The 26513-nt window shown below is 63.0% G+C and carries 19 protein-coding genes; 7 read left to right on the top strand and 12 right to left on the bottom strand.

From position 1 onward, the window contains the following. Positions 1 to 70: 70 nt before the first annotated feature. From Q8X51_RS01920 to Q8X51_RS01900, 5 genes are all read right to left on the bottom strand, one after another. Complete coding sequence (locus Q8X51_RS01920; protein ID WP_407693454.1) at positions 71 to 1873, bottom strand: ABC transporter ATP-binding protein; 1803 nt, start codon at positions 1871 to 1873, stop codon at positions 71 to 73. Then, positions 1866 to 2468 (bottom strand): DsbA family protein, encoded by a 603-nt coding sequence (locus tag Q8X51_RS01915; protein ID WP_175539041.1) that lies wholly within the window; start codon positions 2466 to 2468, stop codon positions 1866 to 1868. The genes Q8X51_RS01920 and Q8X51_RS01915 overlap by 8 nt, the downstream gene beginning before the upstream one ends. Before the next feature lie 36 nt (positions 2469 to 2504). Continuing rightward, positions 2505 to 3446, bottom strand: coding sequence for an oxygen-dependent tRNA uridine(34) hydroxylase TrhO (gene trhO, locus Q8X51_RS01910; protein WP_065923916.1), 942 nt, complete (start codon positions 3444 to 3446; stop codon positions 2505 to 2507). 118 nt (positions 3447 to 3564) lie between these two features. Then, entirely contained in the window at positions 3565 to 3861 is a 297-nt protein-coding gene (locus tag Q8X51_RS01905) for a BolA family protein (protein ID WP_407693453.1), read from the bottom strand. A 6-nt stretch (positions 3862 to 3867) separates the two neighbouring features. Beyond that, positions 3868 to 4386: a DUF2059 domain-containing protein gene (locus tag Q8X51_RS01900; protein WP_003236690.1), complete on the bottom strand. Its 519-nt coding sequence runs from the start codon at positions 4384 to 4386 to the stop codon at positions 3868 to 3870. Between the two features lie 192 nt (positions 4387 to 4578). Between Q8X51_RS01900 and Q8X51_RS01895 the strand changes: the two genes are divergently transcribed. After that, positions 4579 to 5961 (top strand): class II fumarate hydratase, encoded by a 1383-nt coding sequence (locus Q8X51_RS01895; protein WP_065923918.1) that lies wholly within the window; start codon positions 4579 to 4581, stop codon positions 5959 to 5961. On the opposite strand, the gene Q8X51_RS01890 is transcribed toward Q8X51_RS01895, so the two are convergent. The 3 genes from Q8X51_RS01890 to pap form a co-directional block, all read right to left on the bottom strand. Further along, positions 5958 to 6914, bottom strand: a complete 957-nt coding sequence (locus tag Q8X51_RS01890) for a DMT family transporter (RefSeq protein WP_065923919.1) — start codon at positions 6912 to 6914, stop codon at positions 5958 to 5960. The two genes, Q8X51_RS01895 and Q8X51_RS01890, sit on opposite strands and share 4 nt — an antisense overlap. Before the next feature lie 124 nt (positions 6915 to 7038). Next, complete coding sequence (locus Q8X51_RS01885) at positions 7039 to 8223, bottom strand: thiolase family protein (protein ID WP_027603956.1); 1185 nt, start codon at positions 8221 to 8223, stop codon at positions 7039 to 7041. 426 nt (positions 8224 to 8649) lie between these two features. Beyond that, positions 8650 to 10164, bottom strand: coding sequence for a polyphosphate:AMP phosphotransferase (gene pap / locus Q8X51_RS01880; protein WP_065923921.1), 1515 nt, complete (start codon positions 10162 to 10164; stop codon positions 8650 to 8652). Between the two features lie 141 nt (positions 10165 to 10305). Here pap and mnmC point away from each other — a divergent pair, with 141 nt between their 5' ends. Further along, positions 10306 to 12300, top strand: coding sequence for a bifunctional tRNA (5-methylaminomethyl-2-thiouridine)(34)-methyltransferase MnmD/FAD-dependent 5-carboxymethylaminomethyl-2-thiouridine(34) oxidoreductase MnmC (gene mnmC, locus Q8X51_RS01875; protein ID WP_323147004.1), 1995 nt, complete (start codon positions 10306 to 10308; stop codon positions 12298 to 12300). 8 nt (positions 12301 to 12308) lie between these two features. On the opposite strand, the gene Q8X51_RS01870 is transcribed toward mnmC, so the two are convergent. Further along, the gene (locus tag Q8X51_RS01870) at positions 12309 to 17129 is read right to left on the bottom strand and encodes an NEL-type E3 ubiquitin ligase domain-containing protein (protein ID WP_407693452.1); all 4821 of its coding nucleotides are present in this window, start codon (positions 17127 to 17129) and stop codon (positions 12309 to 12311) included. A gap of 310 nt (positions 17130 to 17439) precedes the next feature. Between Q8X51_RS01870 and Q8X51_RS01865 the strand changes: the two genes are divergently transcribed. From Q8X51_RS01865 to Q8X51_RS01850, 4 genes are all read left to right on the top strand, one after another. Next, positions 17440 to 19212: an N-acetylglutaminylglutamine amidotransferase gene (locus tag Q8X51_RS01865; protein WP_407693451.1), complete on the top strand. Its 1773-nt coding sequence runs from the start codon at positions 17440 to 17442 to the stop codon at positions 19210 to 19212. Positions 19213 to 19215: 3 nt separating this feature from the next. Further along, positions 19216 to 20952 (top strand): N-acetylglutaminylglutamine synthetase, encoded by a 1737-nt coding sequence (gene ngg / locus Q8X51_RS01860; RefSeq protein WP_407693450.1) that lies wholly within the window; start codon positions 19216 to 19218, stop codon positions 20950 to 20952. 110 nt (positions 20953 to 21062) lie between these two features. Beyond that, positions 21063 to 22247, top strand: coding sequence for an osmoprotectant NAGGN system M42 family peptidase (locus tag Q8X51_RS01855; RefSeq protein ID WP_065926627.1), 1185 nt, complete (start codon positions 21063 to 21065; stop codon positions 22245 to 22247). A gap of 59 nt (positions 22248 to 22306) precedes the next feature. Further along, entirely contained in the window at positions 22307 to 22534 is a 228-nt protein-coding gene (locus Q8X51_RS01850; RefSeq protein ID WP_003236706.1) for a YheU family protein, read from the top strand. 1 nt (position 22535) lies between these two features. Here Q8X51_RS01850 and csrA read toward each other — a convergent pair whose 3' ends face one another. Together csrA and Q8X51_RS01840 are read right to left on the bottom strand one after the other, a co-directional pair. Continuing rightward, the gene (gene csrA / locus Q8X51_RS01845; protein ID WP_065926626.1) at positions 22536 to 22733 is read right to left on the bottom strand and encodes a carbon storage regulator CsrA; all 198 of its coding nucleotides are present in this window, start codon (positions 22731 to 22733) and stop codon (positions 22536 to 22538) included. Between the two features lie 127 nt (positions 22734 to 22860). Continuing rightward, positions 22861 to 23676, bottom strand: a complete 816-nt coding sequence (locus Q8X51_RS01840; RefSeq protein ID WP_027603948.1) for an SDR family oxidoreductase — start codon at positions 23674 to 23676, stop codon at positions 22861 to 22863. A gap of 328 nt (positions 23677 to 24004) precedes the next feature. Between Q8X51_RS01840 and Q8X51_RS01835 the strand changes: the two genes are divergently transcribed. Further along, complete coding sequence (locus tag Q8X51_RS01835; protein ID WP_015885095.1) at positions 24005 to 24157, top strand: DUF3309 family protein; 153 nt, start codon at positions 24005 to 24007, stop codon at positions 24155 to 24157. Between the two features lie 69 nt (positions 24158 to 24226). Here Q8X51_RS01835 and Q8X51_RS01830 read toward each other — a convergent pair whose 3' ends face one another. Then, a complete protein-coding gene (locus Q8X51_RS01830; protein WP_065926624.1) occupies positions 24227 to 26314 on the bottom strand; it encodes an LTA synthase family protein in 2088 nt (695 codons plus the stop codon). Positions 26315 to 26513: the final 199 nt, after the last annotated feature.

Here is a 26513-nt window from a genome sequence, read left to right as displayed (position 1 = left end):
AAGTCCCTTGCACATGCACTGCTGGATACGCACGCGAAAACCCGCTTTCGATAGCTCAGCCTAGGCTAAATCAACGTACCTGTTGCAAGTGTCCATACAGTTTGGCGTACAGCCCGCCATCGGCAATCAGCTGCTGATGGTCACCATCCTCGGCAATGTGACCGCCGTCGAACACCAAGACTCGATCCGCTTGCTTAACAGCCGACAGACGGTGGGCGATGATCAGTGTAGTACGCCCGCTGAGGAACCGTGCCAGCGCCTGGTGCAGGTTGTACTCGGTGGCGGCGTCCAGGGCGGAGGTTGCTTCGTCGAGTATCACCACCTTGGATTCGGCCAGGACCATGCGCGCAATCGCCAGACGCTGGCGCTGCCCACCGGAAAAACGCACCCCGGAACGCCCCACCACACTGTCCAGGCCCAAGGGCAGTGCCTTGACGGTAGCATCCAACTGGGCGATTTCCAGTGCCTGCCAACAGGCCTGGTCGCTGCGCTCCCGGCCCATGGTCAAGTTGGCGCGCACGGTGTCGTTGAACAGCGCCGGGTGTTGCAGCACCACCGCAACGTGCTCGCGAAGGGTCTCCAGGCCAATCTCCTGCTGGGTGGCACCACCAAAACGGATACTGCCCGCCTGGGGCGTGTAGAGCCCGAGCAACAATTGCACCAGGGTGCTTTTGCCACCGCCGCTGGCGCCGACGATTGCCACCTTCTCACCGGGCGCGATGGTCAGGTTCAACTGGTCGAGTACCAGTTCTTCGCCGTAGCCGAAGTCCAGGCCGCGCACTTCGATGCCCACGGTGTCGCGCCCGGTGAACGGATCAGCACCGCCGGCATATTGCGGCTCATCGGCACGCGCCAGCAGTTCGTTGATCCGCGTCAGCGCCCCGCCTGCCGCGTAGTAGGCGTATTGCAGGTTAAGCAGTTGCTCCACCGGGCCGATCATGAACCACAGGTAGCTGAACACCGCGAGCATCTGGCCGATGGACAGGTCGGAAAACAGCACGGTGAGCATCGCCGCCGCACGGAAGATGTCGATACCGAACTGGAACAGCAACCCACTGGCGCGGCTCGAAGCGTCGGTTTTCCATTGCGAGTGAATGGCGTAGTCACGCACTTCCTGGGCCCGCTGGCCGAGGCGCCCGAGGAAAAAGCCCTGGCGGTTGCCGGCGCGCACTTCCTGGATGGCATCCAGGGTTTCGGTCAGGGCCTGGGTAAAGCGCGAGGTGCTGTCGTTTTCCAGCTTCTTCAGGTGCTTGACGCGCTTGCCCAACTGCACCGTGGCGTAGATCACCAACGGATTGAACAGCAGGATCAGCAGCGCCAGTTGCCAATGCATCCACACCAGGATCGCCGAGGTACCCACCAGGGTCAGCATGGCCACCAGGAAACGGCTGAGGGTTTCACCGACAAACTTGTCCAGCGTATCCAGGTCGGTGACCAGGTGGGTGGTGACGGTCCCGCTGCCCAGGCTTTCGTATTCGCCCAGGGAGATGCGCTTGAGCCGCTCGATCAGGCGCACGCGGATGCGGTACACGATGTCCTTGGCCAAGCGCGCAAACAACCGCGCCTGCACCACGTTGAACAGCAGCGCGCCACAACGCAGAAACAGCGTCACCAGCAGCATCAGGCCGATATAGCCGGCCGCCTTCTGCCACCCCAGGGGCAATGCGTGGTTCATGACCTTGAGCGCGGCATCGCCGTGTCCCAACAGCACTTCATCCACCAGCAACGGCAACAGCAGGGGAATCGGCACACTGCACAGGGTCGCCAGCACGGCGACGCCATTGGCGATCCACAGGGACTTCTTGTGCCGCAGGGCCAGGCGGCGAATTTCCGCCCAGGTCAGTCGGTCGGTGCGTGGTGACTGGTCATGCACAGGTTGCTCGCTCCAGCCATCGCCCCAACAACGGTGACAGCTCGGACAGCGGCTGGTAGCCGTTAGTCAGCAACGCCAACTGGCCATTACGCTCGGCAAGCAAGGTCGGAAACCCGGCGATCCCCAGGTCCTGGACCCAGGTGAAGTCAGCGGCCGTCGCGGCATGCTGCTCGGCACGGTCGAATGCGCCGGCAAACTCGATGCGCGGGATGCCCGCCTCTTCAGCCAGCTCCACCAGCACACTGGCGAGGGTCACGTCACGGCCCTCGACATAAAACGCGCGCTGGATCAGCCCTAACAACGTCCATGCGCAATCCGGTGCCAGGCTACGCGCGGTAACAATGGCGCGACACGCAGGCTCGGTGTCGTAGACAAAGCCGTCGGGCAACGCGCCATCGCGCTTGAACGGCTGGCCGGTGGCGTCGGTGACCGCCTGCCAGTGCTCGAGGATGTAGCGCCGCGTGGTCGGTTCCAGTGCCGCGCCGCTGCCGGTACGCAAGCCGCCCACCACCAGGTGCACGTCCACGCCGGCCGCCTGGGCCTGCTCGACCAGCGCCTGCGCCACCGGGGCAAAGCCCCAGCACCAGGAACACATTGGGTCCATCACATAGAGCAGGCGCGCGGGCATGGGTCAGGCCTCGGAAGGGGTTTGCTTGTAGTTGAAGCCAATCGGGTGCGGCATATTGCGGGCCTTGGCCAGCTCAATCTGCTTTTGCCGGTCGATCGCGCTGCGACGGGTTTTCTCCGGCAGCTTATCCCAGCAATGGGGGCAACTGATGCCAGCCACATAGTGTTCGGATGCGCGGTCGGAGGCGCTCACCGGTGTGCGGCAGGCATGACATTGATCGTAGTCGCCTTCGCTCAGGTCGTGGCGCACAGTGACACGATTGTCGAACACAAAGCAGTCGCCCTGCCATTTGGTTTCTGCCTGCGGCACCTCTTCGAGGTACTTCAGGATGCCACCCTTGAGGTGGTAGACCTCATCGAAACCTTCGCTGAGCATGTAGCTCGACGCCTTCTCGCAACGAATGCCGCCGGTGCAGAACATGGCGACCTTCTTGTGCTTGGCCGGGTCGAAGTTGGCTTTGATATAGTCGGGAAATTCACGAAAACTGGTGGTTTTCGGGTCGATTGCGCCTTCGAAGGTGCCGATCGACACTTCGTAGTCGTTGCGGGTGTCGATCAACAGCACTTCGGGGTCGCTGATCAGCGCGTTCCAGTCCTGCGGGTCGACATAGGTGCCGACTTTCTTGTTCGGGTCGACGCCTTCGACGCCCAGGGTCACGATCTCTTTCTTGAGCTTGACCTTGGTGCGGTAGAACGGCTGCTCATCGCAGTACGACTCTTTGTGATCGATGTCGTCCATGCGCGGGTCGTTCTTCAGCCAGGCCATCAGGCCATCAATGCCTTCGCGGCTGCCGGAAACGGTGCCGTTGATGCCTTCTTCGGCGATCAGCAAGGTGCCTTTGATGCCGTTGTCGACCATCGCCTGCAGCAGTGGCTCGCGCAGGGCGACGTAATCTTCGAGGGTGACGAACTTATACAGTGCCGCCACGACAATCGGTTGAGTCATGGGTGTTCTCTCCAGGTGGCTACCCTCGTAAGGGGTGAACCGGATGCAAAAAAAACGCGCCGGCTGAGCGGCGCGCTGCGGATTCTAGCAAATGCAGGGTGTCAGAGACACCCGCGTATCAGCGATGCCCGCCGGCGCAGGTCGGCGAGGCCGGGGCTGCGTCGATTTTCGCCCATTCTTCGGGCGTGTAGGTATGCAGCGCCAGCGCATGAAATTCGCTCATCAGGTCACCCAGGGTGGCGTAGACCTTCTGGTGGCGCTTGACGCGGTTAAGCCCCTCGAACTGCTGGCTGACCAGCACGGCCTTGAAGTGGGTCTGCAACCCACGGCTGTGCATATGGCTTTCATCCAGCACGCTCAAGTGCTCCGGGGCCAGGGCGGCGAGCGCCGTTTCGATACGCTGTTGCATGGTCATTCCTGCTTACTTCTTCTTGGCCGGTGCGGCGGCTTTTGGCGTCAGCTCGTTGGTCATGTCTTCCAACAGCTTGTTCACCACCGGCACGGCGCTTTCCAGCTTGGCCTGGGTCATCTGGGCCGATTGCTGGGTCAGTTGCGGCATTTTTTCCAGGACTTTCTTGCCCAGTGGCGACTGGTAGAAGGCAACCAGGTCCTTGAGCTCGGATTCGCTGAAGTTGGTGGTGTAGAGCTTGACCATGTCCGGCTTCAGCTTCGGCCAGCCGATGGCCTGGTCCAGGGCGGCGTTGGCCTTGGCCTGGTAGCTGTCCAGTACGGACTGCTTGGCGGCAGGCGCCTTGGTCTGTTCGAAACGCTGGGCGAACATTTGCTGCACTTGCATGTACACCGGGGTACCCAGCTTGTCGGCATGGGCCAGGGTAAGGAAGGCTTCGGCACTGGCGTTGTGGCTGGCGGTATCGGCAAAAACCTGGCCGCTGGCGCAAACCAGAGCAACCGCGGTACAGATGGCACGAAGACGAGTCATCGAGTTTCCTTTTCTAGCAGGCGAGGTAAGACCCCAAGGGCGCCCATTCTGCGCCTAAAAAACGCTGCGGCTCAACCCCGGGCCTGACCGGGCGCGGATTGCAGTGAATGAATCCGATGAAAAGTCTTTTAGGGAACCCCCCAGGCCGATCAGGGCCTAAACTGCGCAAACGAACCTGAAGGAGAGTGCCCGATGAGCCGTATCGAAACCGACAGCCTGGGAGACGTGGAAGTCCCGGAAGACGCTTACTGGGGCGCCCAGACCCAACGCTCGCTGGTGAATTTCGCCATCGGCGAGCAGCGCATGCCCCTCGCGGTACTGCACGCACTGGCCCTGATCAAGAAGGCCGCCGCCCGGGTCAACGACCGCAACGGTGACCTGCCCGCCGACATTGCCCGCCTGATCGAACAGGCCGCCGACGAAGTGCTCGATGGCCAACATGATGACCAGTTCCCCCTGGTCGTCTGGCAAACCGGCAGCGGCACCCAGAGCAACATGAACGCCAACGAGGTCATCGCCGGCCGCGCCAACGAGCTGTCGGGCAAGCCCCGTGGCGGCAAGAGCCCGGTGCACCCCAACGATCATGTGAACCGCTCCCAAAGCTCCAACGACTGCTTCCCTACCGCCATGAGCATTGCGGCGGTGCAAGCGGTGCACCAGCAATTGTTGCCGGCGATCAATACACTGTCCGGCGGCCTCGCGGAACTGTCGGCGCGGCATGCAAAGCTGGTAAAGACGGGCCGCACCCACATGATGGATGCCACGCCGATCACCTTCGGCCAGGAACTCTCGGCGTTTATCGCCCAGCTCGACTACGCCGAACGGGCGATCCGCAGCGCCCTGCCCCAGGTATGCGAGCTGGCCCAAGGTGGCACGGCGGTGGGCACCGGGCTGAATGCGCCCCATGGCTTCAGCGAGGCGATCGCCTCGGAATTGGCGGCTTTGTCGGGCCTGCCCTTCGTCACCGCGCCGAACAAATTCGCCGCATTGGCCGGCCATGAACCGATCGTGACCCTGCACGGCGCCCTGAAAACCCTGGCCGTGGCCCTGATGAAAATCGCCAACGACCTGCGCCTGCTGGGCTCCGGCCCGCGTGCCGGACTTGCGGAGGTGAAACTGCCGGCCAACGAGCCTGGCAGCTCGATCATGCCCGGCAAGGTCAACCCGACCCAGTGCGAGGCACTGTCGATGCTGGCCTGCCAGGTGCTGGGCAATGACGTGACCATCGGCATCGCAGCGAGCCAGGGGCATTTGCAGTTGAACGTGTACAAGCCGGTGATCATCCACAACCTGCTGGAATCGATCCGCCTGCTGGCCGATGGCTGCAATAACTTCCAGGAGCACTGCATCGCCGGCCTCGAACCCGACGCCGGGAAAATGGCCGAGCACCTGGAGCGCGGGCTGATGCTGGTCACGGCGCTCAACCCGCACATCGGCTATGACAAGTCGGCAGAGATCGCCAAGAAGGCCTACACCGAAGGCTTGACCCTTCGGGAAGCGGCGTTGGACCTGGGCTACCTCACCGACGCTGAGTTCGACCAGTGGGTACGCCCGGAAAACATGCTGGGCGCCTAGGACGCCATGCGTAGCCGCCGGGCCTTGAGCCCGGCGAGCAACGACGGCGCCAGCGCCACCGCCGCCGACCCCAGCACCACCACCAGCGCGCCGAAATAGCCCAGGGCATTGATCTCTTCGGCCTGCACATAGTCCGGCCACAGCCACGCCGCCAACGCCACCGCGACAAAGGTCACCAACGGCGTCAGGGCCAGGGTCGCACTCACCCGTGAGGCTTCCCAGTGAGCCAGGGCTTCGGCAAATGCACCGTAGGCCACCAGGGTGTTCATGCAGCACGCCAGCAACAGCCAGCCTTGCAGCGGGCTCAGTTGCAGGGCCTCCAGCGGATGCGCCCACGGCGTCAGCAGCACGGCGCACGACAGGTAGATCACCATCATCACTTGCAGCGAATTCCACACGGTCAGCAACTGCTTCTGGCCCAGGGCATAGAACACCCAGACCGAAGTCGCCAGCAGGATCGTCAGCACGCCGGCGGTGTAGGCGCCAAGGGACGTCAGCAACTCTCCCAGGCGTTGGTTGAAGAACAGACCGAAGCCGACGATCAGCACCACCAGGCCCACGCACTGCCCGACGCTGAAACGTTCCTTGAACACAAACACGCTGGCGATCATCAGGAAGATCGGGCCCATCTGCACCACCAGTTGCGCAGTGCCGGGGCTGAGCAGTTTCAGGCCCACCAGGTACAACACGTAGTTGCCCACCAGGCCGCACACCGCCATCGCCACCAGCCAGCCGCCCCTGGGGCCGAGTACTTTACGACTGGGCAGGCGCCTGGTCGCGGCGAGGTACACGAACAGGCAACTGCCGGCCACCACCAGGCGAAACCAGGTGACCGTGATCGGGTCCATCACCTGCAACACTTGCTTGAGCTTGATCGGCAGAATGCCCCAGAGCAGCGCGGTCAGCAGGGTCAGGAGAAAACCGTAGACCCAGCGGCCGGAAGAGATGTGCATGAGTGCCCCAGAAGCCAGAGGAAGTGGAGCGGGCATTCTAGGGGGAAGTGAGCGAATTGGGATACGCCGCAGTTAAAATGTGGGAGGGGCAAGTCGAATCGTCGCACTGCCCCTCCCACACTGATCAGCGCACGGCTTCGAACAGCCCCGTGGCGCCCATGCCGCCACCCACGCACATGGTGACGATGCCATAACGCACATTGCGCCGTTGCAGCTCACGCACCAGGTGCCCCACCTGCCGCGAGCCGGTCATGCCGAACGGGTGGCCGATGGAAATCGAGCCGCCGTTGACGTTGTACCTGGCGTTATCGATGCCCAGGCGATTGCGCGCATACAGGCACTGCGACGCAAAGGCCTCGTTGAGTTCCCACAGGTCGATGTCCGCCACCTGCAAGCCCCGCGCCTTGAGCAGCTTGGGCACCGAGAACACCGGGCCGATCCCCATCTCATCCGGCTCGCAACCGGCCACGGTGAAACCGCGGAAAAACGCCTTGGGCTTGAGTCCCAGTGCCAGGGCTTTCTCCAGGCTCATCACCAGGGTCATCGAGGCACCGTCGGAGAGCTGCGAGGAGTTACCCGCCGTCACCGAGCCGTCTTCGGCAAATACGGGCTTCAACCCAGAGAGGCTGGCCAACGTGGTGTCCGGGCGGTTGCAGTCATCGCGGTCGACCACGCCGTCAAGGATCTGCACAGCGCCAGTGTTCTTGTCCTCGACCTTGTACTTGACCGCCATCGGCACGATTTCATCATCAAACAAGCCCTCCGCCTGGGCCTGGGCGGTGCGCTGCTGGCTTTGCAGGGCGTAGAGGTCCTGTTCTTCGCGGCTGACGTCATAGCGGCGGGCGACGATTTCCGCGGTCTGGCCCATGGGGAAGTAAATGCCCGGCACCTGCTCCTTGAGCAGCGGGTTGATCAGGTTATCGGTGTTGACGCTTTTCATGGTCAGGCTGATGGACTCGACGCCACCGGCAACGATGATGTCGCTGCAACCCGACGCGATCTGGTTGGCCGCAATCGCAATCGCCTGCAAGCCCGACGAGCAGAACCGGTTGAGGGTCATGCCCGCCGTACCTGTGCCCAATTGCGACAGCACGGCCACGTTGCGCCCGATGTTGTAGCCCTGGGCGCCTTCGTTCGAACCCGCGCCGACGATGCAATCCTCGACGCTGGCCGGGTCGATGCCGTTGCGGGTCAGCAGTGCGTTGACGCAATGGGCCGCCATGTCATCCGGGCGGGTCTGGTTGAACTTGCCGCGAAAGGATTTGGCCAGGCCGGTTCGCACGCTGTCGACGATCACTACTTCACGCATGGGCTACCTCGATCTTGTCGTTGTGGGGAGATGGATCGAGGATAGATCCAGGCCTGCCCCACCGCGACGATCATTCATCCGGCGTATACAAAAGCATGGTGACGGACATAAACCTGTGGCTGGCCGGCTAGTTGTGGCAAGCGGGCCGGTTGTGGTGAGCAGGCTTATCGTGGCAAGCAGGCTTGTAGTGGCAAACGGGCTTGTTGTGGTGAGCGGGCTTGCCCCGCGCTGGGCTGCGAAGCGGCCCTGACCAAGGCGCCGCGTTATTTCAGGCAGACCTTATTGGCTGGTTTTGGGGCCGCTTCGCAGCCCAGCGCGGGGCAAGCCCGCTCACCACAACAGGCCCATTCACCAAAACAGGCCCGCTCACCACAACCGGCCCGCTCACCACAGAGGGCTGCATCCTGAACAACACCAGGCCAGTGGTTATTTCTTTTTCTTCTTGTCGTGCTTGTCGGACTTGGCGAACGCTTCCTCCAGGGCAAGGTTGATGGTGCGCAACACCTTGACCCGCGCCCAGCGCTTGTCGTTGGCCTCCACCAGCGTCCACGGCGAAACCTCGGTGCTGGTGCGGTCGACCATATCGCCCACGGCGGCGCGGTAGTCGTCCCATTTGTCGCGGTTGCGCCAGTCGTCTTCGGTGATCTTGAAGCGCTTGAAAGGGATTTCCTCACGGGCCTGGAAGCGTTCCAGTTGGGTCTGCTTGTCGATGGCCAGCCAGAACTTGACCACGATCACACCGGCGTCGCGCAGTTGCTCCTCGAAGTCATTGATCTCGCCATAGGCGCGCATCCAGTCGGCCGTGGTGCAGAAGCCCTCGATACGTTCCACCAGCACGCGGCCGTACCACGAGCGGTCGAACACGGTGAATTTGCCCCGCGCCGGGATCTTCTGCCAGAACCGCCACAGGTACGGCTGGGCCCGTTCATCCTCGGTGGGCGCGGCAATCGGCACGATGTGGTACTGGCGCGGGTCGAGCGCGGCCGCCACCCGACGGATCGCCCCGCCCTTGCCCGCCGCGTCGTTACCTTCGAAGACCGTCACCAGCGCGTGCTTGCGCATGCGTTTGTCGCGCATCAGGCCGGAGAAGCGCGCCTGCTCGGTAATCAGCTGTTCTTCGTAATCGTCCTTGTCCAGGCTCAGGGTCATGTCGAGGCTGTTGAGCAGGCTCATCTGGTCGATGGCCGAGGGCAACGGCGCCGGGTTCATCCCGCTGGCCTTGCCCTTGGGCAGCTTCAGGGCATTCTGCAGGCCTTCGAGCAGGATCTTGCCCACGGTGAGGCTGCGGTAGTTGGCGTCGACGCCTTCAATCACATGCCAGGGCGCGTAATCGCGGCTGGTACGGCGCAGGATGCGCTCGCCGAAATGCACGAACTTGTCGTAGGTCTCGGATTGCTGCCAGTCCAGCGGGCTGATGCGCCAACTGTGCAACGGGTCGTCGGCCAGGGCCTTGAGCCGTGCCTTCATTTGCTTCTTGGACAGGTGAAACCAGAACTTGAAGATCAGCGCGCCTTCATCGCAGAGCATCTTCTCCAGGCGCTCGGCGCCGGCGATGGCCTGGTCGAGCCGCGCATCCTTGATCTCGCCGTGCACCCGGCCTTGCAGCATCTGGCTGTACCAGTTGCCGAAAAAAATGCCCATGCGGCCTTTGGCAGGCAGTTGGCGCCAGTAGCGCCAGGCCGGGGGGCGGGCCAGTTCTTCGTCGGTCTGCTGGTCGAAGGTGCGCACCTCGATCAGGCGCGGGTCCATCCATTCATTCAGCAGTTTGACCGTCTCACCTTTACCGGCGCCTTCGATGCCGTTGATCAGGATGATCACCGGGAAGCGCTTTTGCTGTTGCAACTCGTACTGCACCTCCAGCAAAGCCTCGCGCAGGGCGGGCACTTCGGCCTCAAAGGTGTCTTTGTCGATGGCGTGACCGATTTCGGCAGATTCGAACATGGGCGGCTCCGTTCCAGAAGTGAGCAAGACTAGCGGATTGGGCAACAACGCGCGGGAGGAAATTCCACCGGGGCTTGCCGTGGGTCAATTCAAAGCCTGTTGATCGGCTAGAATGGCCGCCTTGCCTTTACCGAGCCGCCCATGAACCCCGTAACCCACGCCCAGCTCGACTGGGATGATCAAGGTCGCCCGCACTCGCGGGTGTTCGACGACGTGTATTTCTCCGACCAATCGGGCCTGGACGAAACCCGCTATGTGTTCCTGCAACAGAACCGCTTGCAGGAGCGCTTCGCCGCCCTGCCGGCGGGCGGGCGTCTGGTGATTGGCGAAACCGGCTTCGGCACCGGCCTGAATTTCCTCTGTACCTGGCAGTTGTTCGAGCAACACGCCGTGGCCGGTGCGCGCCTGCATTTTGTCAGCGTGGAAAAGTACCCCCTGAGCCACGCCGACCTGCAACGCGCCCTCGCCCTCTGGCCCGAGCTGGCGCCGTTCGCCGAGCAACTGCTGGCGCACTACATCGCCATCCACCAAGGCTTCCAGCGCCTGGTGCTGGACAACGGCCGCGTCACCCTCACGCTGCTGATCGGCGATGCCCTGGAACAGTTGCCGCAACTGGATGCGCAGATCGACGCGTGGTTTCTCGACGGCTTCGCCCCGGCGAAAAACCCCGAGATGTGGAGCGCCGAACTGTTTGCCGAGCTGGCACGCCTGGCGGCCCCGGGCTCGACCATCAGCACCTTCACCAGCACCGGCTGGGTGCGCCGGCTGATCAACGCCGCCGGTTTCAAGATGAAGCGTACGCCGGGCATCGGCCACAAGTGGGAAATCCTGCGCGGGGAGTTTCTCGGCTGGCCGACCGACACGCCGGCACCGGCCGCCGCCAAACCCTGGTTCGCCCGCCCGACCATGCCCACTGGCGAGCGCCACGCCCTGGTGATCGGCGGCGGCCTGGCCGGCTGCGCCAGCGCGGCCAGCCTGGCGGCGCGGGGCTGGCAGGTCAGCCTGTTGGAGCGCCATGGCGGCCTCGCCCAGGAGGCCTCCGGCAATCCGCAAGGGGTGCTTTATCTCAAGCTGTCGGCACACGGCACGGCGTTGTCGCAGATGATCGTCAGCGGGTTCGGGTACACCCGGCGCCTGCTGGAGCACCTGCAACGCGGGGTGGATTGGGACGGCTGCGGCGTGCTGCAACTGGCCTTCAATGCCAAGGAGGCCGAACGCCAGGCGCAACTGGCCCAGGCATTCGCCCCGCAGCTGCTGCATCTGCTGGATAAGGCTCAAGCCCAGGCTCGCGCCGGGGTGGGCCTGGAACAGGGCGGGCTGTTTTTCCCCGAAGGCGGCTGGGTGCATCCACCCGCGCTGTGCCAATGGCAGGCGCGCCAGCCAGGTATCGAGGTGCTGGCCCATCATGAGGTGCTGGACCTGCGCAAAGTCGACGGCCACTGGCAGGCCTGGGACGGTGATCGGCTGCTGGCCAGCGCCCCCGTGGTGGTGCTGGCCGGGGCCGCTGAGGTCAAACGATTTGCCGCCGGCGCCGAGTTGCCCCTCAAGCGGATTCGCGGGCAGATCACCCGCCTGCCCCAGACCGCCGCCAGCCAGGCCCTGGCCACGGTGGTGTGTGCCGAGGGCTACGTGGCGCCGGCTCGCCTGGGCGAACACACCCTGGGGGCCAGCTTTGATTTCAACAACGATGACCTCACCCCTACCGCCGCCGAGCACGCCGGTAACCTTGAGCTGCTGCAAGAGATTTCCCCGGACCTGGCCCAGCGCCTGCACGCCGCCGACCTTGCCGCAGAGACCCTGGAGGGCCGCGCCGCCTTCCGCTGCACCAGCCCGGACTACTTGCCGATTGTCGGGCCGCTGGCCGACAGCCTGGCATTCGCCCAGGCCTACGACGTGCTGCGCAAAGATGCCCGCCACACGCCACAGGCCACTTGCCCGTGGCTGGACGGCCTGTACATCAACAGCGGCCACGGCTCCCGGGGCCTGATCACCGCGCCGCTGTCCGGCGAGTTGCTGGCGGCATGGCTGGACAACGAACCGCTGCCCCTGCCCCGCAGCGTGGCCGAGGCCTGTCACCCGAATCGCTTTGCGGTGCGCGGGTTGATTCGCAGCAACGTTGCAAAAACGACCCCGTAGGCGGCGCTTCAACCCGCCGGGGACAATTCGCAGGTGCCCAGCGCATCGAACCTCAACGCCTCCTGGGTCAGGCGTTTGAGCTCAACGAGCTCGGCGCTTTCCCGCGCGCGCTGGATCGCGCCCATCTGGGTGTGATAGTCAGCGTCACCCAAGCTTTCCCTTTGCGCCCACACCGCTTCCATGCGCTCGCCAAAGGGCTGGGTCAGGGTGTCGAACGAACCGCCATGGGTGCGCCTCAGGTAACTGCTCCAGAATGGCAGCTTCACCATATAGTTCAGCAGTTGCGGGGAAAGCTCGGCCTCCTTCAACTGCGCTTCGGCAACCTCCAGCATATGCTCGGTTACCCCAGCCAGGCTGGCGAAGCGCATATGCCGGGGCTGCCCGGGCAAATGAAAGCGCTCCACCAGCCCGGTGCGATAAGCCAGGCTGACCTCCAGCGGATCGAGCGTCGGATGCTCGGCGCTGTGCCGGCTGGCCATGGACTCCAGGCGGTCGAGGCGAAACAAGCCCCTGGCCAACCTGAGCAGCGGCTTGGCCGTGACCCTGCCGCCCTCCACCCGCTGCGCGGCCTCGTGGATTTCAACCAGCACCTCCAGGCTACTGAAGCTCACGGCAGCGGCGTCATCACAGTTCAACGGCGTGGCCGCGCGCTCGAAGACCTCGGCACGCAGTCGGGTATCGGCTGCGGCGGCATCCAGCACGCGCCAGATGCGGCGGTTCATGTCCTCGCGCACGTGGCTGGTGTCGGCGGCTCCGCCCAGGCCGGCCAATAATTTGAACAGGCCGTCGGAGCCGGGTTCATCCTTGAGCCCCAGCCAGGTCTCGGCCTTTTCGGCGAAGTGCGTCGCGCGCTCATCGCCCAGCCACAGCTCACGTGCGGTCTGCTCGTTGAGTCGCGCAATGTCATCCTCCACGAAGCCCATGCCCACGCCGATGGTGTCCCGGTAACGGTTCAAGGCCTGACGAGTGCTGGCGTCCAAAGGGTTATGCCGCACATTGATGACTTCGGTGTGCTCGCGCGGCGCATTGAACAACCATGCCGGCAAACTGGCGATGTCATTGTCCCGCAGGTCGAGTTGCTCCAGGTACGGAACGCGGGTAAAGCCGGTGGGCAGACTGGTCAGCCGGCAGTTGCGCAGCATCAGGTTGCGCAACTCGAACATCTTGTTGACGACCGGCGGGTCCACCAGGGGATTGTTGCTCAGGTCGAGCACGACCAGGCTCTTCAGGTCCGCAAGTTTGGTGCGGGTGTACTCGGTCAGTTGCAGGTGGTTATCGGCCATGTACAGCTGCCTGAGCCACGGCATGTGCTGGAGCACTTCCGGCAGCCGCGTCAGCCGATTACCGTTCAACTCCAGGCTGCGCAGCCCCTTGAAGTGCTTGAGGAAATACGCAACGTCATCGTTGAGCCCCATGCGTTTCAATGACAATTGCCGGACATGCTCGAACTGCACGTGCGCCGGCAAGGTCGGCAACGCCCCGATGGCCATGCCGTCCAGGGACAGGCTCGGCACTTGCCGATGGTGTTCATCCGGCGCCAGCGACGCATATTGCCAACTGCGCTCGATGGCCCGTGCGGCCTGGTGTCGAGCCAGGCGGTAGTCTTGCAGCGCGACGTCCGAGTGTGGCTGCGCCGGTTTGCCCTTGGCCCACAGCCTCAGCGCCCGCTGCAGTGCCTCATAGTGCTGCTCAAGGGTGCGCACGGCTTTGGCCCGGGACAGGTGATCGGTGCCCAAGTCCTGCAGGAAGGTCGACAGGCGCCGGTCATCGAATAACGGGAAGAGTTTGCGAGCTTTGCGCATGAGGCCCGCAGGCTGTGGAGGCAGCGCAGGCGGCGAGCCTTGCACACACGACAGGGCCGGCTCCTCGGGTACCGCGCGCTCGGGCCATAAGTAACGGCCGATGCGATTGCGTTCATCCTGGGCCTTGCCAATCAATGCATGCCGCAACTGGCTGGCCCTGCCGCTCGCGGTCAGGCGCAGCGCGTCGAGTTGGGCGGCAGACAAACTGTTGAGCAACGCCTCGTAGAAACCTTCCGGCCCGCCGGCCAGCGCGCCCAAGGCCTTACCTTGCCCATCGTGGGCGCGAAAGCCCTTGGCCGACTGCACCACGAAACGACTGATATCAGCGCCTGGGTCGCCCACCTGTCCCAGGACAGCGCCCTGTACGCTTTCGCGGCGCACCTGCAAGAACAGATCCTCGGGCCAGCCTGGAACCCGTTGCAGCAAGCCGGTGGCCACGCGCCGTGTCGCATCGGTGGCCAGCTCCGGCAAATACAGGCCGGCCAGCGCGTCGTCTTCCTCCAACGCTTCCAGGGCTTCCCGGGCACACTGGCTGACCCGCAGCGGCACACGCCCGGTATGGCGCAAGTGCCAGCGCTCGGCCGTGGAGGCCTGGGTCATGACCTCCCAGGCCACCCGGATCGGCAATTGCGGCAAGCGCTGCTTGAGCTGGCCGTGATCGGTCTGATCGATGAAATCGGCATCCATGCGCAGCCGCTCATAGACCGCCTGATGCGTGGTCTTGAGCGAGGCGGTGAGACGCCGCGCCAGTACCGCTTGCGCTTCATCGGCGTGGAAGGTGCCGCCGAGCAATTGCGCGGTTTCTTCGGAATCGAGTGCAGCCAGCAGGGTAGGCAGGATCTGTCCGTTCCGCAGTTGTTGCGTGGTGAGGTGGATGCTCAAGTCCTCGTAATCGAATGGCGCGGTGTCTGGATGGCGCTCAAGCAGGTAGCCCTCGTCGTCGAGCAGTTCGAAAAAACGCCCACGGGGCCACCCGTCCATCAGTGGCAGGGCCAGCATCTGCACACGGGTGGTGGCCGCATCGAGCGGTGCTTGATGCTCCATTTGCCAGATCAGGTCGCGAACCCCCTGGTTCAGCTTGAACCGCAGCGCACAGTCGCGCAGCCGCTCCGGCAGCGGCAGGTTCTGCCTGGCCAGTTGCTGCAAGCGCGGTAAGGTCGAGCCGGTGATAGCGGCGATCTCCTGCAGGTGTCCGGCCGGTAAGGCGCTGAGACTGGGGTCCAGCCGCCTCAGGATATAGTCAGGGCTGCGCCATTCATCCGCCTGCTCGAACGAGAACTGCCAGCCGCCCTGGTAGTTGTGGGTCAAGGGTGGCCGATAGGCCGAATCCCGCTGCGGATGCCGGGCTCGCCAGCGCCCGGTGCGGGCGTCAAAGACAATCGAATACAGCGCGCCGTCGACATTCACGTAGGACTGGCCATTGAGCTGATAGACCCCACGCGGGCTGGCCACTGTGCCTTCGAGCGAGACGGTGTGACGATACGGCTCGGTACGACTGCGCCACAAGCGCGTGGACGTGTCGGGCAGCCGCACGGCTTCGAGGCTGTCGTAGAACCCCGCCGCCGACGGTGTGGTTCGCCACAGCCGGCCCACGACTTTTGTACCCGCGGCGAACAATGCCATGGCAGCGAGGTTTTCCGCGATGTTCGTCAGGTGCCTGAGGGCGCCGAGCTTGTCATGGTGCAGCCAGTCATCCACCCCCTCGAACATCTCGCCAAGCAATTGCCCAATGGCCACACCGGTCATCAGTTGGCCCACCACCGGTACCACGAACCCGGCGACGTTGAGCACCGTCAAGCCGACATCCAGGTAATCCTGGAAACGCTTGCGACGCGCGTCGTCATCGGCCTGGGCATTGGGAACCGCCAATACCTGCGCATCCAGCTGGATCTTGCCAACGCAGGCATTGAAAAAGAATGTCGACAACTTGTCTGTGACCGGGAGCGGCGCCACCCGCACGACGATGGCCTCCTGGTCAAAACGCTCGAAAAAACCGAAACGCTCGGACTCGTCCAGGTAACCCTTGAAGAAATCACGATAGGTACTGACGTGAAGCTTGAGGGTGAGGTAGAGCTTGAAATGCTCCAGTGATTCATAGCGGTACCACGGCCGCACGGGCTCGTTGGGCATATACACCACGATCGGGCCGCTGGAGAACCCTTCGGCCGATGCACTGGAAAACACCAATACCCCCCACAGGCAGGCGCCGTCGATGTTCAGGCCTTGCCAGGTCAGCGGCTGCTGGTTGAACCACAATTGCCGGATGTCACCGGCGGGCATATCCGCCTTGACCAGGCCCAGCAGCAACGCGCGGGTCGGTGCATCGATATCGCCCTTGGCATGGGCCAGATGCAGGTCGATCTGCATGTCCACGCAACGGGATTGGCCGACCTGCGTCACCGAAGGATTGAAGTCCTGGTCGGGCGCCACCAGGTTGAACACTTCGCGCACATGGGTCTGATAGGCCTCTCCCAGGTTCAGCTCGCGGCAGTAGCCGATAAAGGCCTGAGCGCTGAGGGTTTGCGCAATTCGGCGCCTGGGGCCGATGCGCACCACGGCAGTGGTCGGCGAGCCGCCAGGCTCGGCAGCCGCCTGGGAGAAATTCTGCATGGCCGCTTGCAGCAGGCTGTGCTTCTCCAGGGTAACGGTCTCGACCACCTGGCCGCCCAGGTCCTGGCTCACACCGCTGAACGAGCGCCGGGGGATTTCCAGGGTGTCGTTTTCGATGTCGAGGCCCCCATGCCCCTTGCCGTCCAGGAAAGCCTTGAGCCGTTCGGCACAGAATTTATCCAGCGGTTGCAGACGGTTCAGCACCCGGTGCAGGGTTTCACGGGGGCGCTCGCTGTCGGCATACGCCTGCTCGATGGCCTGCAATACGTGGGAGTCAGCCTTGACCAACCAGGCCGGCAGCGTGCCATGCAAGACCTGCGCTTTATCCAGGTCGCCGGTGATATTCAGCAGCGCCGCCATCAATTGGTCGTGGGGCACCGGCTCGAGCGCCTGGGTCAAATCAGTGGTTTGCGTCATTCGCAATGTTCCTTTATCGCGTTGAACAATGACGCCAGACGATAAGCGCTGCGACCGCGCAAAAGGGTTCAAATAGCTGCAGGTTCAGCCCGCGCAAGCGTCGATTTTTTGCATCTCTCCTCGACTTAATTACCGCCCCTTTCACCCACGCCGCACAGGCTGCAGGGGTGTTCCGAATGGGGGGCGGCGGTTTGCCATATAACTTATTGATCTAAAACTCCGCGTATAGCCTCGGGTCAGTCCCTAGGTACCCGCCATTTTGGTGCGGGTCTTTCTATCCCTCCCCAACGGAAAAACCGGTAAGGAACCTATGTGCGGATTAGCTGGCGAGTTACGTTTCGATCACCAACCTGCGGACCTCGCAGCGGTGGAGCGAATCACCCATCATTTGGCCCCACGCGGCCCTGACGCGTGGGGCTTCCATGCCCAAGGGCCGATTGCCCTGGGCCATCGACGCCTGAAAATCATGGACCTGTCGAACGGCTCCGCCCAACCGATGGTCGACGCCCAGTTGGGCCTGTCCCTGGCGTTCAACGGCGCAATCTATAACTTTCCGGAATTGCGCCAGGAGCTTGAAGCCCTCGGCTACGCCTTCTATTCCGGCGGCGACACCGAAGTGCTGCTCAAGGGTTACCACGCCTGGGGCGAAGCACTGCTGCCCAAGCTCAACGGCATGTTTGCCTTTGCCGTCTGGGAGCGCGATGCCCAGCGCCTGTTCATCGCCCGTGACCGTCTCGGCGTGAAGCCGTTGTACCTGTCGCGCACCGGTCAGCGCCTGCGCTTTGCCTCGGCCCTGCCGGCGCTGCTCAAGGGCGGTGATATCAACCCGATCCTCGATCCGGTGGCGCTCAATCACTACTTGAATTTCCATGCCGTCGTGCCCGCTCCGCGCACGCTGCTGGCGGGCATTGAAAAACTGCCGCCGGCCTCCTGGATGCGCATCGATGCCGAAGGCAACACCGAGCAGAAAACCTGGTGGACGCTGCCCTACGGCCCCCATGAAGATGAAAAAAACCTGAGCCTGGAAGACTGGACCGACCGCGTGTTGGACAGCACCCGCGAAGCCGTGGCCATTCGTCAACGGGCTGCCGTGGATGTCGGTGTGCTGCTTTCCGGCGGCGTCGACTCGAGCATGCTCGTCGGCCTGCTGCGTGAAGTCGGCGTGCAGGACCTGTCGACCTTCTCCATCGGTTTTGAAGACGCCGGCGGCGAGCGTGGCGACGAGTTCCAGTATTCGGACCTGATCGCCAAGCACTACGGCACCCGTCACCACCAACTGCGCATTGCCGAAAGCGAGATCATCGAACAACTGCCGGCGGCGTTCCGCGCCATGAGCGAGCCGATGGTCAGCCATGACTGCATCGCCTTCTACCTGCTGTCGCGGGAAGTGGCCAAGCATTGCAAGGTGGTGCAGAGCGGCCAGGGCGCCGATGAGCTGTTCGCCGGTTACCACTGGTACCCGCAGGTGGATGGCGCCAGCGACCCGTATGCCGCCTACCGCGAGGCGTTCTTCGACCGCAGCTACGATGACTACGCCGCCACCGTCGCACCGAAATGGCTGACCGCCAACGACGCCGCCGGCGACTTCGTGCGCGAGCATTTTGCGATGCCCGGCGCGGACGCCGCCGTGGACAAGGCCCTGCGCCTGGACAGCACGGTGATGCTGGTGGATGACCCGGTCAAACGCGTCGACAACATGACCATGGCCTGGGGCCTGGAAGCGCGCACGCCGTTCCTCGACTACCGCCTGGTGGAACTGTCGGCGCGCGTGCCGGGCAAATTCAAATTGCCCGACGGTGGCAAGCAAGTGTTGAAAGAGGCCGCGCGCCGGGTGATTCCGAGCGAAGTCATCGACCGCAAGAAAGGCTACTTCCCGGTGCCGGGCCTTAAGCATTTGCAGGGCGACACCCTGAATTGGGTGCGCGAACTGCTGCTGGACCCAAGCCAGGATCGCGGCCTGTTCAACCCGGCCATGCTCGACCGCCTGCTCACCGACCCGCAAGGTCAATTGACCCCGTTGCGCGGCTCGAAGCTGTGGCAACTGGCCGCGTTGAACCTGTGGCTCAGCGAACAAGGAATCTGATTGATGAAACCCCATGCAGCGGCTTACAGCCAACGCTTGTTAAAGGGCCAGGCGCCGACCTACGAGCGCCTGCAAGCGCGCCTGGCCGAAGATGGCAGCCCGCTGGCCGCCGAGCCGATTGCGGTGCATTGCGGCTGGGGCCGGCTATTGATCGGCCATACCTTCCCGGACCCGGCCAGCCTGGCCCAGGAGCTGCTCAACGAACAGCCCGGCGAGCGCGATATCGCGCTGTATGTGGCCGCGCCCCAGCAGATCCTCGGGATTGATCCGCAGCAGTTGTTCCTCGACCCATCCGACACCCTGCGCCTGTGGTTCAGCGACTATCGCCCGTCCACCCGCGTGTTTCGCGGTTTCCGCATTCGCCGGGTGCAGAGCGAGGCCGATTGGCTGGCGGTCAACCAGTTGTATCAAGGCCGCGGCATGCTGCCGGTCGACGCCGAACGCCTGACACCGCGCCATGAAGGCGGCCCGGTGTACTGGCTGGCCGAGGACGAAGACAGTGGAGCGGTGATCGGCAGCGTGATGGGCCTCAATCACCAGAAAGCCTTCCACGACCCGGAAAACGGTTGCAGCCTGTGGTGCCTGGCGGTCGACCCGCTGTGCACACGCCCCGGCGTGGGCGAAGTGTTGGTACGCCACTTGGTGGAGCACTTTATGAGCCGTGGCCTGAGCTATCTCGACCTGTCTGTGCTGCACGATAATCGCCAGGCCAAGAACCTCTACGCCAAGCTCTGCTTCCGTGCGCTGACCACCTTTGCGATCAAGCGCAAGAACGGTATCAACCAACCGCTGTTCCTCGGCCCCGGCCCGCAGGCGGGGTTCAACCCGTATGCGCGGATCATTGTCGAAGAGGCCCATCGACGCGGCATCGATGTGCAGGTGGATGACGCCGATGCCGGTTTGTTCACCCTCAGCCATGGTGGCCGCCGCGTGCGCTGCCGCGAGTCGCTGAGCGACCTGACCAGCGCGATCAGCATGACCCTGTGCCAGGACAAGAGCCTCACCCACAAGGTGTTGAAAGCGGCGGGCTTGAAACTGCCTGCGCAACAACTGGCGGGCAGCGCCGATGACAATCTGGAATTCCTCGACGAACACCAGCGCATCGTGGTCAAGCCGCTGGATGGCGAACAAGGCCAGGGCGTGGCGGTGGATCTGCAGAGCATTGAAGAGGTGCAGCAGGCAATCGAAGCCGCGCGCCAGTTCGACAGCCGCGTGTTGCTGGAGAGCTTTCACCAAGGCCTGGACCTGCGCATCCTGGTGATCGGTTTCGAGGTGGTCGCCGCCGCGATCCGCCGCCCCGCCGAAGTGACCGGTGACGGCCAGCATTCCATCGGCGCGCTGATCGAAGCCCAGAGCCGACGCCGTCAGGCGGCCACCGACGGCGAAAGCAAAATCCCCGTGGATGCAGAAACCGAACGCACCCTGCACGCCGCCGGCTACGACTACAGCAGCATCCTGCCCCGGGGCCAGACCCTGGCCGTGCGCCGCACCGCCAACCTGCACACCGGCGGCTGCCTGGAGGACGTCACCGCGATCCTCCATCCCACCCTGGTGGACGCCGCCGTGCGCGCCGCACGCGCCCTGGACATCCCCATGGTCGGCCTGGACTTGATGGTGCCCGCTGCCGATCAGCCCGAGTACGTGTTTATCGAAGCCAACGAACGGGCCGGCCTGGCCAACCATGAACCGCAGCCGACGGCGGAGAAGTTTGTGGACCTGCTATTCCCCCACAGTGGATAGCCTCAAGTTACAAGCTGCAAGCCTCAAGCCTAGAGCAATGCCGGCAAGCCTCAGATACCGCTTTTAACTTGAAGCTTGCAGCTCAAAGCTTGCAACTAAAGGAAACCTTTATGACCCGAACCATCCCCGAACCGGATCTCAACTACCTGCAAAAAGTCCTGCTGGAAATGCTCGCCATTCCCAGCCCCACCGGGTTTACCGACACCATCGTGCGCTACGTCGCCGAGCGCCTGGAAGAACTCGGCATCCCGTTTGAAATGACCCGGCGCGGCACGATTCGCGCCACCCTCAAGGGCCAGAAAAACAGCCCCGACCGTGCGGTGTCGGCGCACCTGGACACCATCGGCGCCGCCGTGCGCGCGATCAAGGACAACGGCCGCCTGACCCTCGCGCCCGTCGGCTGCTGGTCAAGCCGCTTTGCCGAAGGCAGCCGCGTCAGTCTGTTTACCGACAACGGGGTGATCCGTGGCAGCGTGTTGCCGTTGATGGCCTCCGGGCACGCGTTCAACACCGCCGTGGATGAAATGCCGGTGAGCTGGGACCACGTGGAATTGCGCCTGGACGCCTATTGCGCCACCCGCGCCGATTGCGATTCCCTGGGGATCGGCATCGGTGACTATGTGGCGTTCGACCCGTTGCCCGAGTTCACCGAGAGCGGGCATATCAGTGCCCGCCACCTGGACGACAAAGCCGGCGTCGCCGCGCTGTTGGCTGCACTCAAGGCCATCGTCGATAGCGGCGAACCGCTGCTGATCGACTGCCACCCGCTGTTCACCATCACCGAGGAAACCGGCAGCGGCGCTGCGGCGGCCCTGCCCTGGGATGTGAGTGAATTTGTCGGTATCGATATCGCCCCGGTCGCTCCCGGCCAGCACTCCAGCGAGCACGCGGTCAGTGTGGCCATGCAGGATTCCGGCGGGCCGTATGACTATCACCTCTCCCGCCACCTGCTGCGCCTGGCTTCGGATAACGACTTGCCCGTGCGCCGCGACCTGTTCCGCTATTACTTCAGCGATGCCCACTCGGCGGTGACGGCCGGCCACGACATCCGCACGGCGCTGCTGGCGTTCGGTTGCGATGCGACCCATGGTTATGAGCGCACCCATATCGACAGCCTGGCAGCACTGAGCCGGCTGTTGGGCGCGTATATCCTCAGCCCGCCGGTGTTCGCCAGTGACGCACAACCGGCCCAGGGCTCACTGGATCGGTTCAGCCATCAGATCGAGCACGAAACGCAGATGGAGAGCGACACGCGTGTGCCATCGGTGGACAGCCTGGTCGGCCAGAAGTCCTGACGCTGGCAACTGCGGTCCCGGCGCAGTAGGATCGCCGGGATCCATCATCTGAGGCTTGTATGCTGATTCCCTACGACGCACTTGAAGTCGACACCCTGACCCGCCTTATCGAAGACTTCGTGACCCGCGACGGCACCGACAATGGTGACGACACGCCCCTGGAAACCCGCGTGCTGCGGGTGCGCCAGGCGCTGACCAAGGGCCAGGCGCTGATTGTGTTCGACCCGGACAGCGAGCAGTGCCAGTTGATGCTCAAGCACGATGTGCCCAAGCATCTGTTCGACTGACTCAGGGGTTGGTGGCGGGCTGGGATTGCGGGGTTTGACGCTTGAGGATCTTTTGGTACACCTCGGCGCGATGGACATGCACCCCGACGGGCGCAACAACACCAAATTTCACCTGATTACCGTTCAGCTCGAGAATGCGCACGGTGATGTCATCACCGATGGCGATGATTTCGCCTACGGCGCGGCTTAAGACCAGCATGGCGGTTGTCCTTATTGAATGACAGGACCCCGACCATGCGCGCTGGGTGTGGGCGCAGCAATGCCTCGCGGCAAAATCAGGCAATGCCTACCCATGCAGGTAAATTGCCTGACAGACTACTGCCTGATCAGCCCTTAACAGCCTGTGCCTTGGCGCGCATCCTGTCGGCCATGGTGGTCATTTCGTCATAGAGCAACTGCGGGTTCTTCTGCTTCAGGGCCCAGGCCATCCGCCCCTGCTCATGGGGCAGGATCATGAATTCGCCCTGCGCCACACGCTGGTAGATGTAGTCGGCAATGTCCGCCGCCGAGATCGGCGAACTCTCCAACAGCTTGCCTACCTGCGCCTTCATCGCCGGTGTGGGCCCACGGAACGAGTCCAACAGGTTGGTCTGGAAGAACGACGGGCACACCACATGCACGCCGACTTCCTGCTGCTTGAGTTCCACGAGCAAACTCTCCGACAGCGCCACCACACCGGCCTTGGCCACGTTGTAGTTGCTCATGGCCGGCCCCTGCATCAGGGCCGCCATCGAGGCGATGTTGATGATGCGGCCCTTGCTCTTTTCCAGCAGCGGCAGGAACGCCTTGCAACCCTTGACCACGCCCATCAGGTTGATTGCGATCTGCCAGTCCCAGTCCTCCAGCGATAGCTCGGCAAAGAAGCCGCCCGAGGCTACGCCGGCGTTGTTGACGATCACATCGATGCCGCCCAGCTTCACTTCGCAGGCCTGGGCAAACGCCGTGAGCTGGCTGTAGTCGCGCACGTCGCAGCGCTGGATAAAGCCATCGCCACCGGCTTCACGCACGCGCTTCAGGGTGTCCTGCAAGCCTGGCTCGCTGACATCCGACAAGGCCAACTGCCAACCCTCACGGGCCCAGCGCAGAGCGATTTCACGACCCAGGCCGGACCCGGCGCCAGTGATCATCATGCGATTTTGCATAGGAAGTAGCCTTGTGGTTCACAGAAGAAGTGATCGGCAGTGTAGCGAAGGTTTTTCCTGCACCCACGCACCATCAGAGTGATGAATGCCCCAGGCAAACCGTGGGCCGGGTCGGATGCCTGCCGTCCGCCTAAGTTCAATGTTTTTCAACTAATAAGTGCTGGATGAGCGCGAATCAAAAGAAATAAACGAGTGATCGAAATGCTTTAAAAAAACATGGAATTTTCTGCGAAGCACCAGAGTCGGAGTAGTTAAGGCGTCTGTAATTAACTCTGCAGGCCTATCGTTAAACAACCGGTCTTTGCAGAAAGACAATAAGGAAAAAACCATGAGCCTCATTCTGATCATTATCTTGATCCTCCTGCTGGTCGGCGGCCTGCCGGTATTCCCGCACTCGCGTAATTGGGGTTATGGCCCGTCGGGTATCCTCGGTGTAGTGCTGGTGGTACTGCTGGTCCTGTTGTTGCTGGGCCGGATATAACCGCCCCGCGATAATAACGAAGCAAAAAAAAGAGGCCTTGAAAAAGGCCTCTTTTTTATTGCCGGTTAATTAGTCCGGCTTACCGTTTACAACACCTGCGGTGTTATCCAGCAAACTCTTGGTCGCGGTTTGCAGGAACGCTTCGAGTTTCTGCTTGAGTGCAGCCTCGTCCGGCGATTCGGCAATCACCTTACCGCTCGGGTTGGCGCCCAGTTCGTATTGCCACAGCTTCGGTGGCATTTCCTTGGGCAGTACCAGAATGCGGTCTGCGGTGACCAAGGCCACGGTCTGGTCGCTGCCCGATGGCTTGATCACGCCAAAGCCCTTGTCGCCTTCCGGCAGGTTCAGCAGGTCGCGGCCCCAGCATTGGTGCAGGGTGTCGCCACCCAGGCGGCCCATGATGGTCGGCACGATGTCGATCTGGGTGCCCACGGTGTGGTCACGCTCGCCGAACTTCTCCTGCACGCCCGGTGCAATCATCAGCATCGGTACGTTGAAGCGGCCCAGGTCCATCTCGGTGATCTGCTGTTCGTTGCCGAAGCCATGGTCGCCCACGATCACGAACAGGGTTTCCTTGAAGTACGGCTCCTTGCGGGCCTTTTCAAAGAACTGGCCCAGGGCCCAGTCGGAGTAACGCATGGCCGTCAAATGCTCGTTGAGACTGCCACGGTCAGTGACTTTCTCCACCGGCAACGGCGTCGGCAATGCGTACGGCGTGTGGTTGGACAGGGTTTGCAGGAGTGCGTAGAACGGCTTGCCGCCTTCACGGGCCTTCAACTCTTCCAGGCCACGGTTGAACATGTCCTGGTCGGACACGCCCCACGTCGGGTCGGAGAACACCGGGTCGACGAAGTCGTTGCGGCCGATGAAGTTGGTCATGCCCTGGTTGCTGAAGAAGCCCGACTGGTTGTCCCAGGCGAAGTCGCCGTTATAGACATACACGTCGTTGAAATCACGGGCGCTGAGCAACTGCGGCAGGCCCGACAGCTTGTGGCTGCCTTCCGGGGTCTGCATCAGGTATTCAAAGCCTGGCAGGTTCGGGAAGCAGGCCATGGTGGCGAACATACCCTGGTGGGTATGGGTGCCGTTGGAGAAGAAACGGTCGAACAGCAGGCCTTCCTTGGAGAGTTTGTCGAAGTACGGCGTGATATTGCCGGGACGCCCCAAGGCGCCTACCGAGTGACCGGCGAAGCTTTCCATCAGGATCACGACCACGTTCTTGATCGGCAGGGTCTTCTCGGCCGGCGGCGTGTAGTCGCGGCGCACGGCGGCGATGTCGGTATCGACCAGTTTTTCCTGTGGCAGCACCAGCATGTCACGCACGGTCTGGGTGGCCAGCGGCTGGTCCAGGGTCGCCTTCCAGACATTGGAGCGGTCTTCACCGAACCGGGCCTTGGCCGCCGCGATCAGCGACAAGGTGCCATTGAGGCCCAACTGGTTGGCGAAGTTCGAATCGGTGGTGTACACATCACCCCAACGCAGCGGCGGGCCCTGGCGCAGGGTGCCACGGGCGGCAACCACGGCGATCAGCAGGCATACCACGAACACCGCGATGCGGCTGTACCACGGCGCCACCTGGCGCGTGCCGATGCTGCCACCACTGAACGGACCACGTGGGCGCGTGGCGCGGTCGGCACCTTTGAACGCGATGCTCAGGATCAGCGTGCCCACGGCCCAGGCCAGCAGGTAGCGCACCACCGGGAAACCGTACCAGAGCATGCTCATCACGGTTTTCGGGTCTTCCTTCACATACTGGAAGACCAGGCCGTTGAGGCGCTGGTGGAACTCGCGGTAGAAGTCCATCTCCATCAAGCCCAGGAACAGGGCGATGCTGGACGCAAGGGTCAGCCAGAAGCGGAAGAACCCACGCGCGGCCATGGCCCGTACGCTGAACAGTGCCAGCAGCAGCGGGATCAGCAGGTAGACCACCAGGCGGATGTCAAAACGCAGGCCGTTGGCGAACGCTTCAAGGAAGGTCGAGGCCGGCGTGTCGAGGATCATCTCGCGGTTGTAGACCAGCAGCGCCAGGCGCAGCAGGGAGAGCATCACCATCATGACCAGTGCGCAGAGCAGCGTGTACGCTAGATGGGATTTGACGGTCGGTTGCAGCAGGCGATTAGAAGCTCGCTGCTGACTCAGGGCGTCCGGGTTTGCCATGTCGTTTCAGGACCCATTGGAAGTTTAGTGACGAAGTAGTGCAGTGGCGCGAATGGTGCCCGATCAACGGCATCAAGGCTATTAATTACTGAACGAGCACCGCTGCGCCGCCTTTAAAAGCACCTGAGGCAGGGCCTTGGCAGGGAGAGATAGAGCCGGCGGATTGTCTTGGATAAGATGTGAAAATTGTGTGCAGCGA

The organism is Pseudomonas sp. Yb2C2, assembly GCF_052112325.1.
Classification (GTDB): Bacteria; Pseudomonadota; Gammaproteobacteria; order Pseudomonadales; family Pseudomonadaceae; genus Aquipseudomonas; species Aquipseudomonas marginalis.
Note: the sequence above shows the minus strand (reverse complement) of the source record. Positions and strands in the feature narration are given on the sequence as shown.

Coding starts and splice junctions, on each gene's coding strand:
- Q8X51_RS01915 (WP_175539041.1), bottom strand. CDS start 2,468: ATGTGTTCCTGGTGCTGGGGCTTTGCCCCGGTGGCGCAGGCGCTGGTC.
- trhO (WP_065923916.1), bottom strand. CDS start 3,446: ATGACTCAACCGATTGTCGTGGCGGCACTGTATAAGTTCGTCACCCTC.
- Q8X51_RS01905 (WP_407693453.1), bottom strand. CDS start 3,861: ATGACCATGCAACAGCGTATCGAAACGGCGCTCGCCGCCCTGGCCCCG.
- Q8X51_RS01900 (WP_003236690.1), bottom strand. CDS start 4,386: ATGACTCGTCTTCGTGCCATCTGTACCGCGGTTGCTCTGGTTTGCGCC.
- Q8X51_RS01895 (WP_065923918.1), top strand. CDS start 4,579: ATGAGCCGTATCGAAACCGACAGCCTGGGAGACGTGGAAGTCCCGGAA.
- Q8X51_RS01890 (WP_065923919.1), bottom strand. CDS start 6,914: ATGCACATCTCTTCCGGCCGCTGGGTCTACGGTTTTCTCCTGACCCTG.
- Q8X51_RS01885 (WP_027603956.1), bottom strand. CDS start 8,223: ATGCGTGAAGTAGTGATCGTCGACAGCGTGCGAACCGGCCTGGCCAAA.
- pap (WP_065923921.1), bottom strand. CDS start 10,164: ATGTTCGAATCTGCCGAAATCGGTCACGCCATCGACAAAGACACCTTT.
- mnmC (WP_323147004.1), top strand. CDS start 10,306: ATGAACCCCGTAACCCACGCCCAGCTCGACTGGGATGATCAAGGTCGC.
- Q8X51_RS01870 (WP_407693452.1), bottom strand. CDS start 17,129: ATGACGCAAACCACTGATTTGACCCAGGCGCTCGAGCCGGTGCCCCAC.
- Q8X51_RS01865 (WP_407693451.1), top strand. CDS start 17,440: ATGTGCGGATTAGCTGGCGAGTTACGTTTCGATCACCAACCTGCGGAC.
- ngg (WP_407693450.1), top strand. CDS start 19,216: ATGAAACCCCATGCAGCGGCTTACAGCCAACGCTTGTTAAAGGGCCAG.
- Q8X51_RS01855 (WP_065926627.1), top strand. CDS start 21,063: ATGACCCGAACCATCCCCGAACCGGATCTCAACTACCTGCAAAAAGTC.
- Q8X51_RS01850 (WP_003236706.1), top strand. CDS start 22,307: ATGCTGATTCCCTACGACGCACTTGAAGTCGACACCCTGACCCGCCTT.
- csrA (WP_065926626.1), bottom strand. CDS start 22,733: ATGCTGGTCTTAAGCCGCGCCGTAGGCGAAATCATCGCCATCGGTGAT.
- Q8X51_RS01840 (WP_027603948.1), bottom strand. CDS start 23,676: ATGCAAAATCGCATGATGATCACTGGCGCCGGGTCCGGCCTGGGTCGT.
- Q8X51_RS01835 (WP_015885095.1), top strand. CDS start 24,005: ATGAGCCTCATTCTGATCATTATCTTGATCCTCCTGCTGGTCGGCGGC.
- Q8X51_RS01830 (WP_065926624.1), bottom strand. CDS start 26,314: ATGGCAAACCCGGACGCCCTGAGTCAGCAGCGAGCTTCTAATCGCCTG.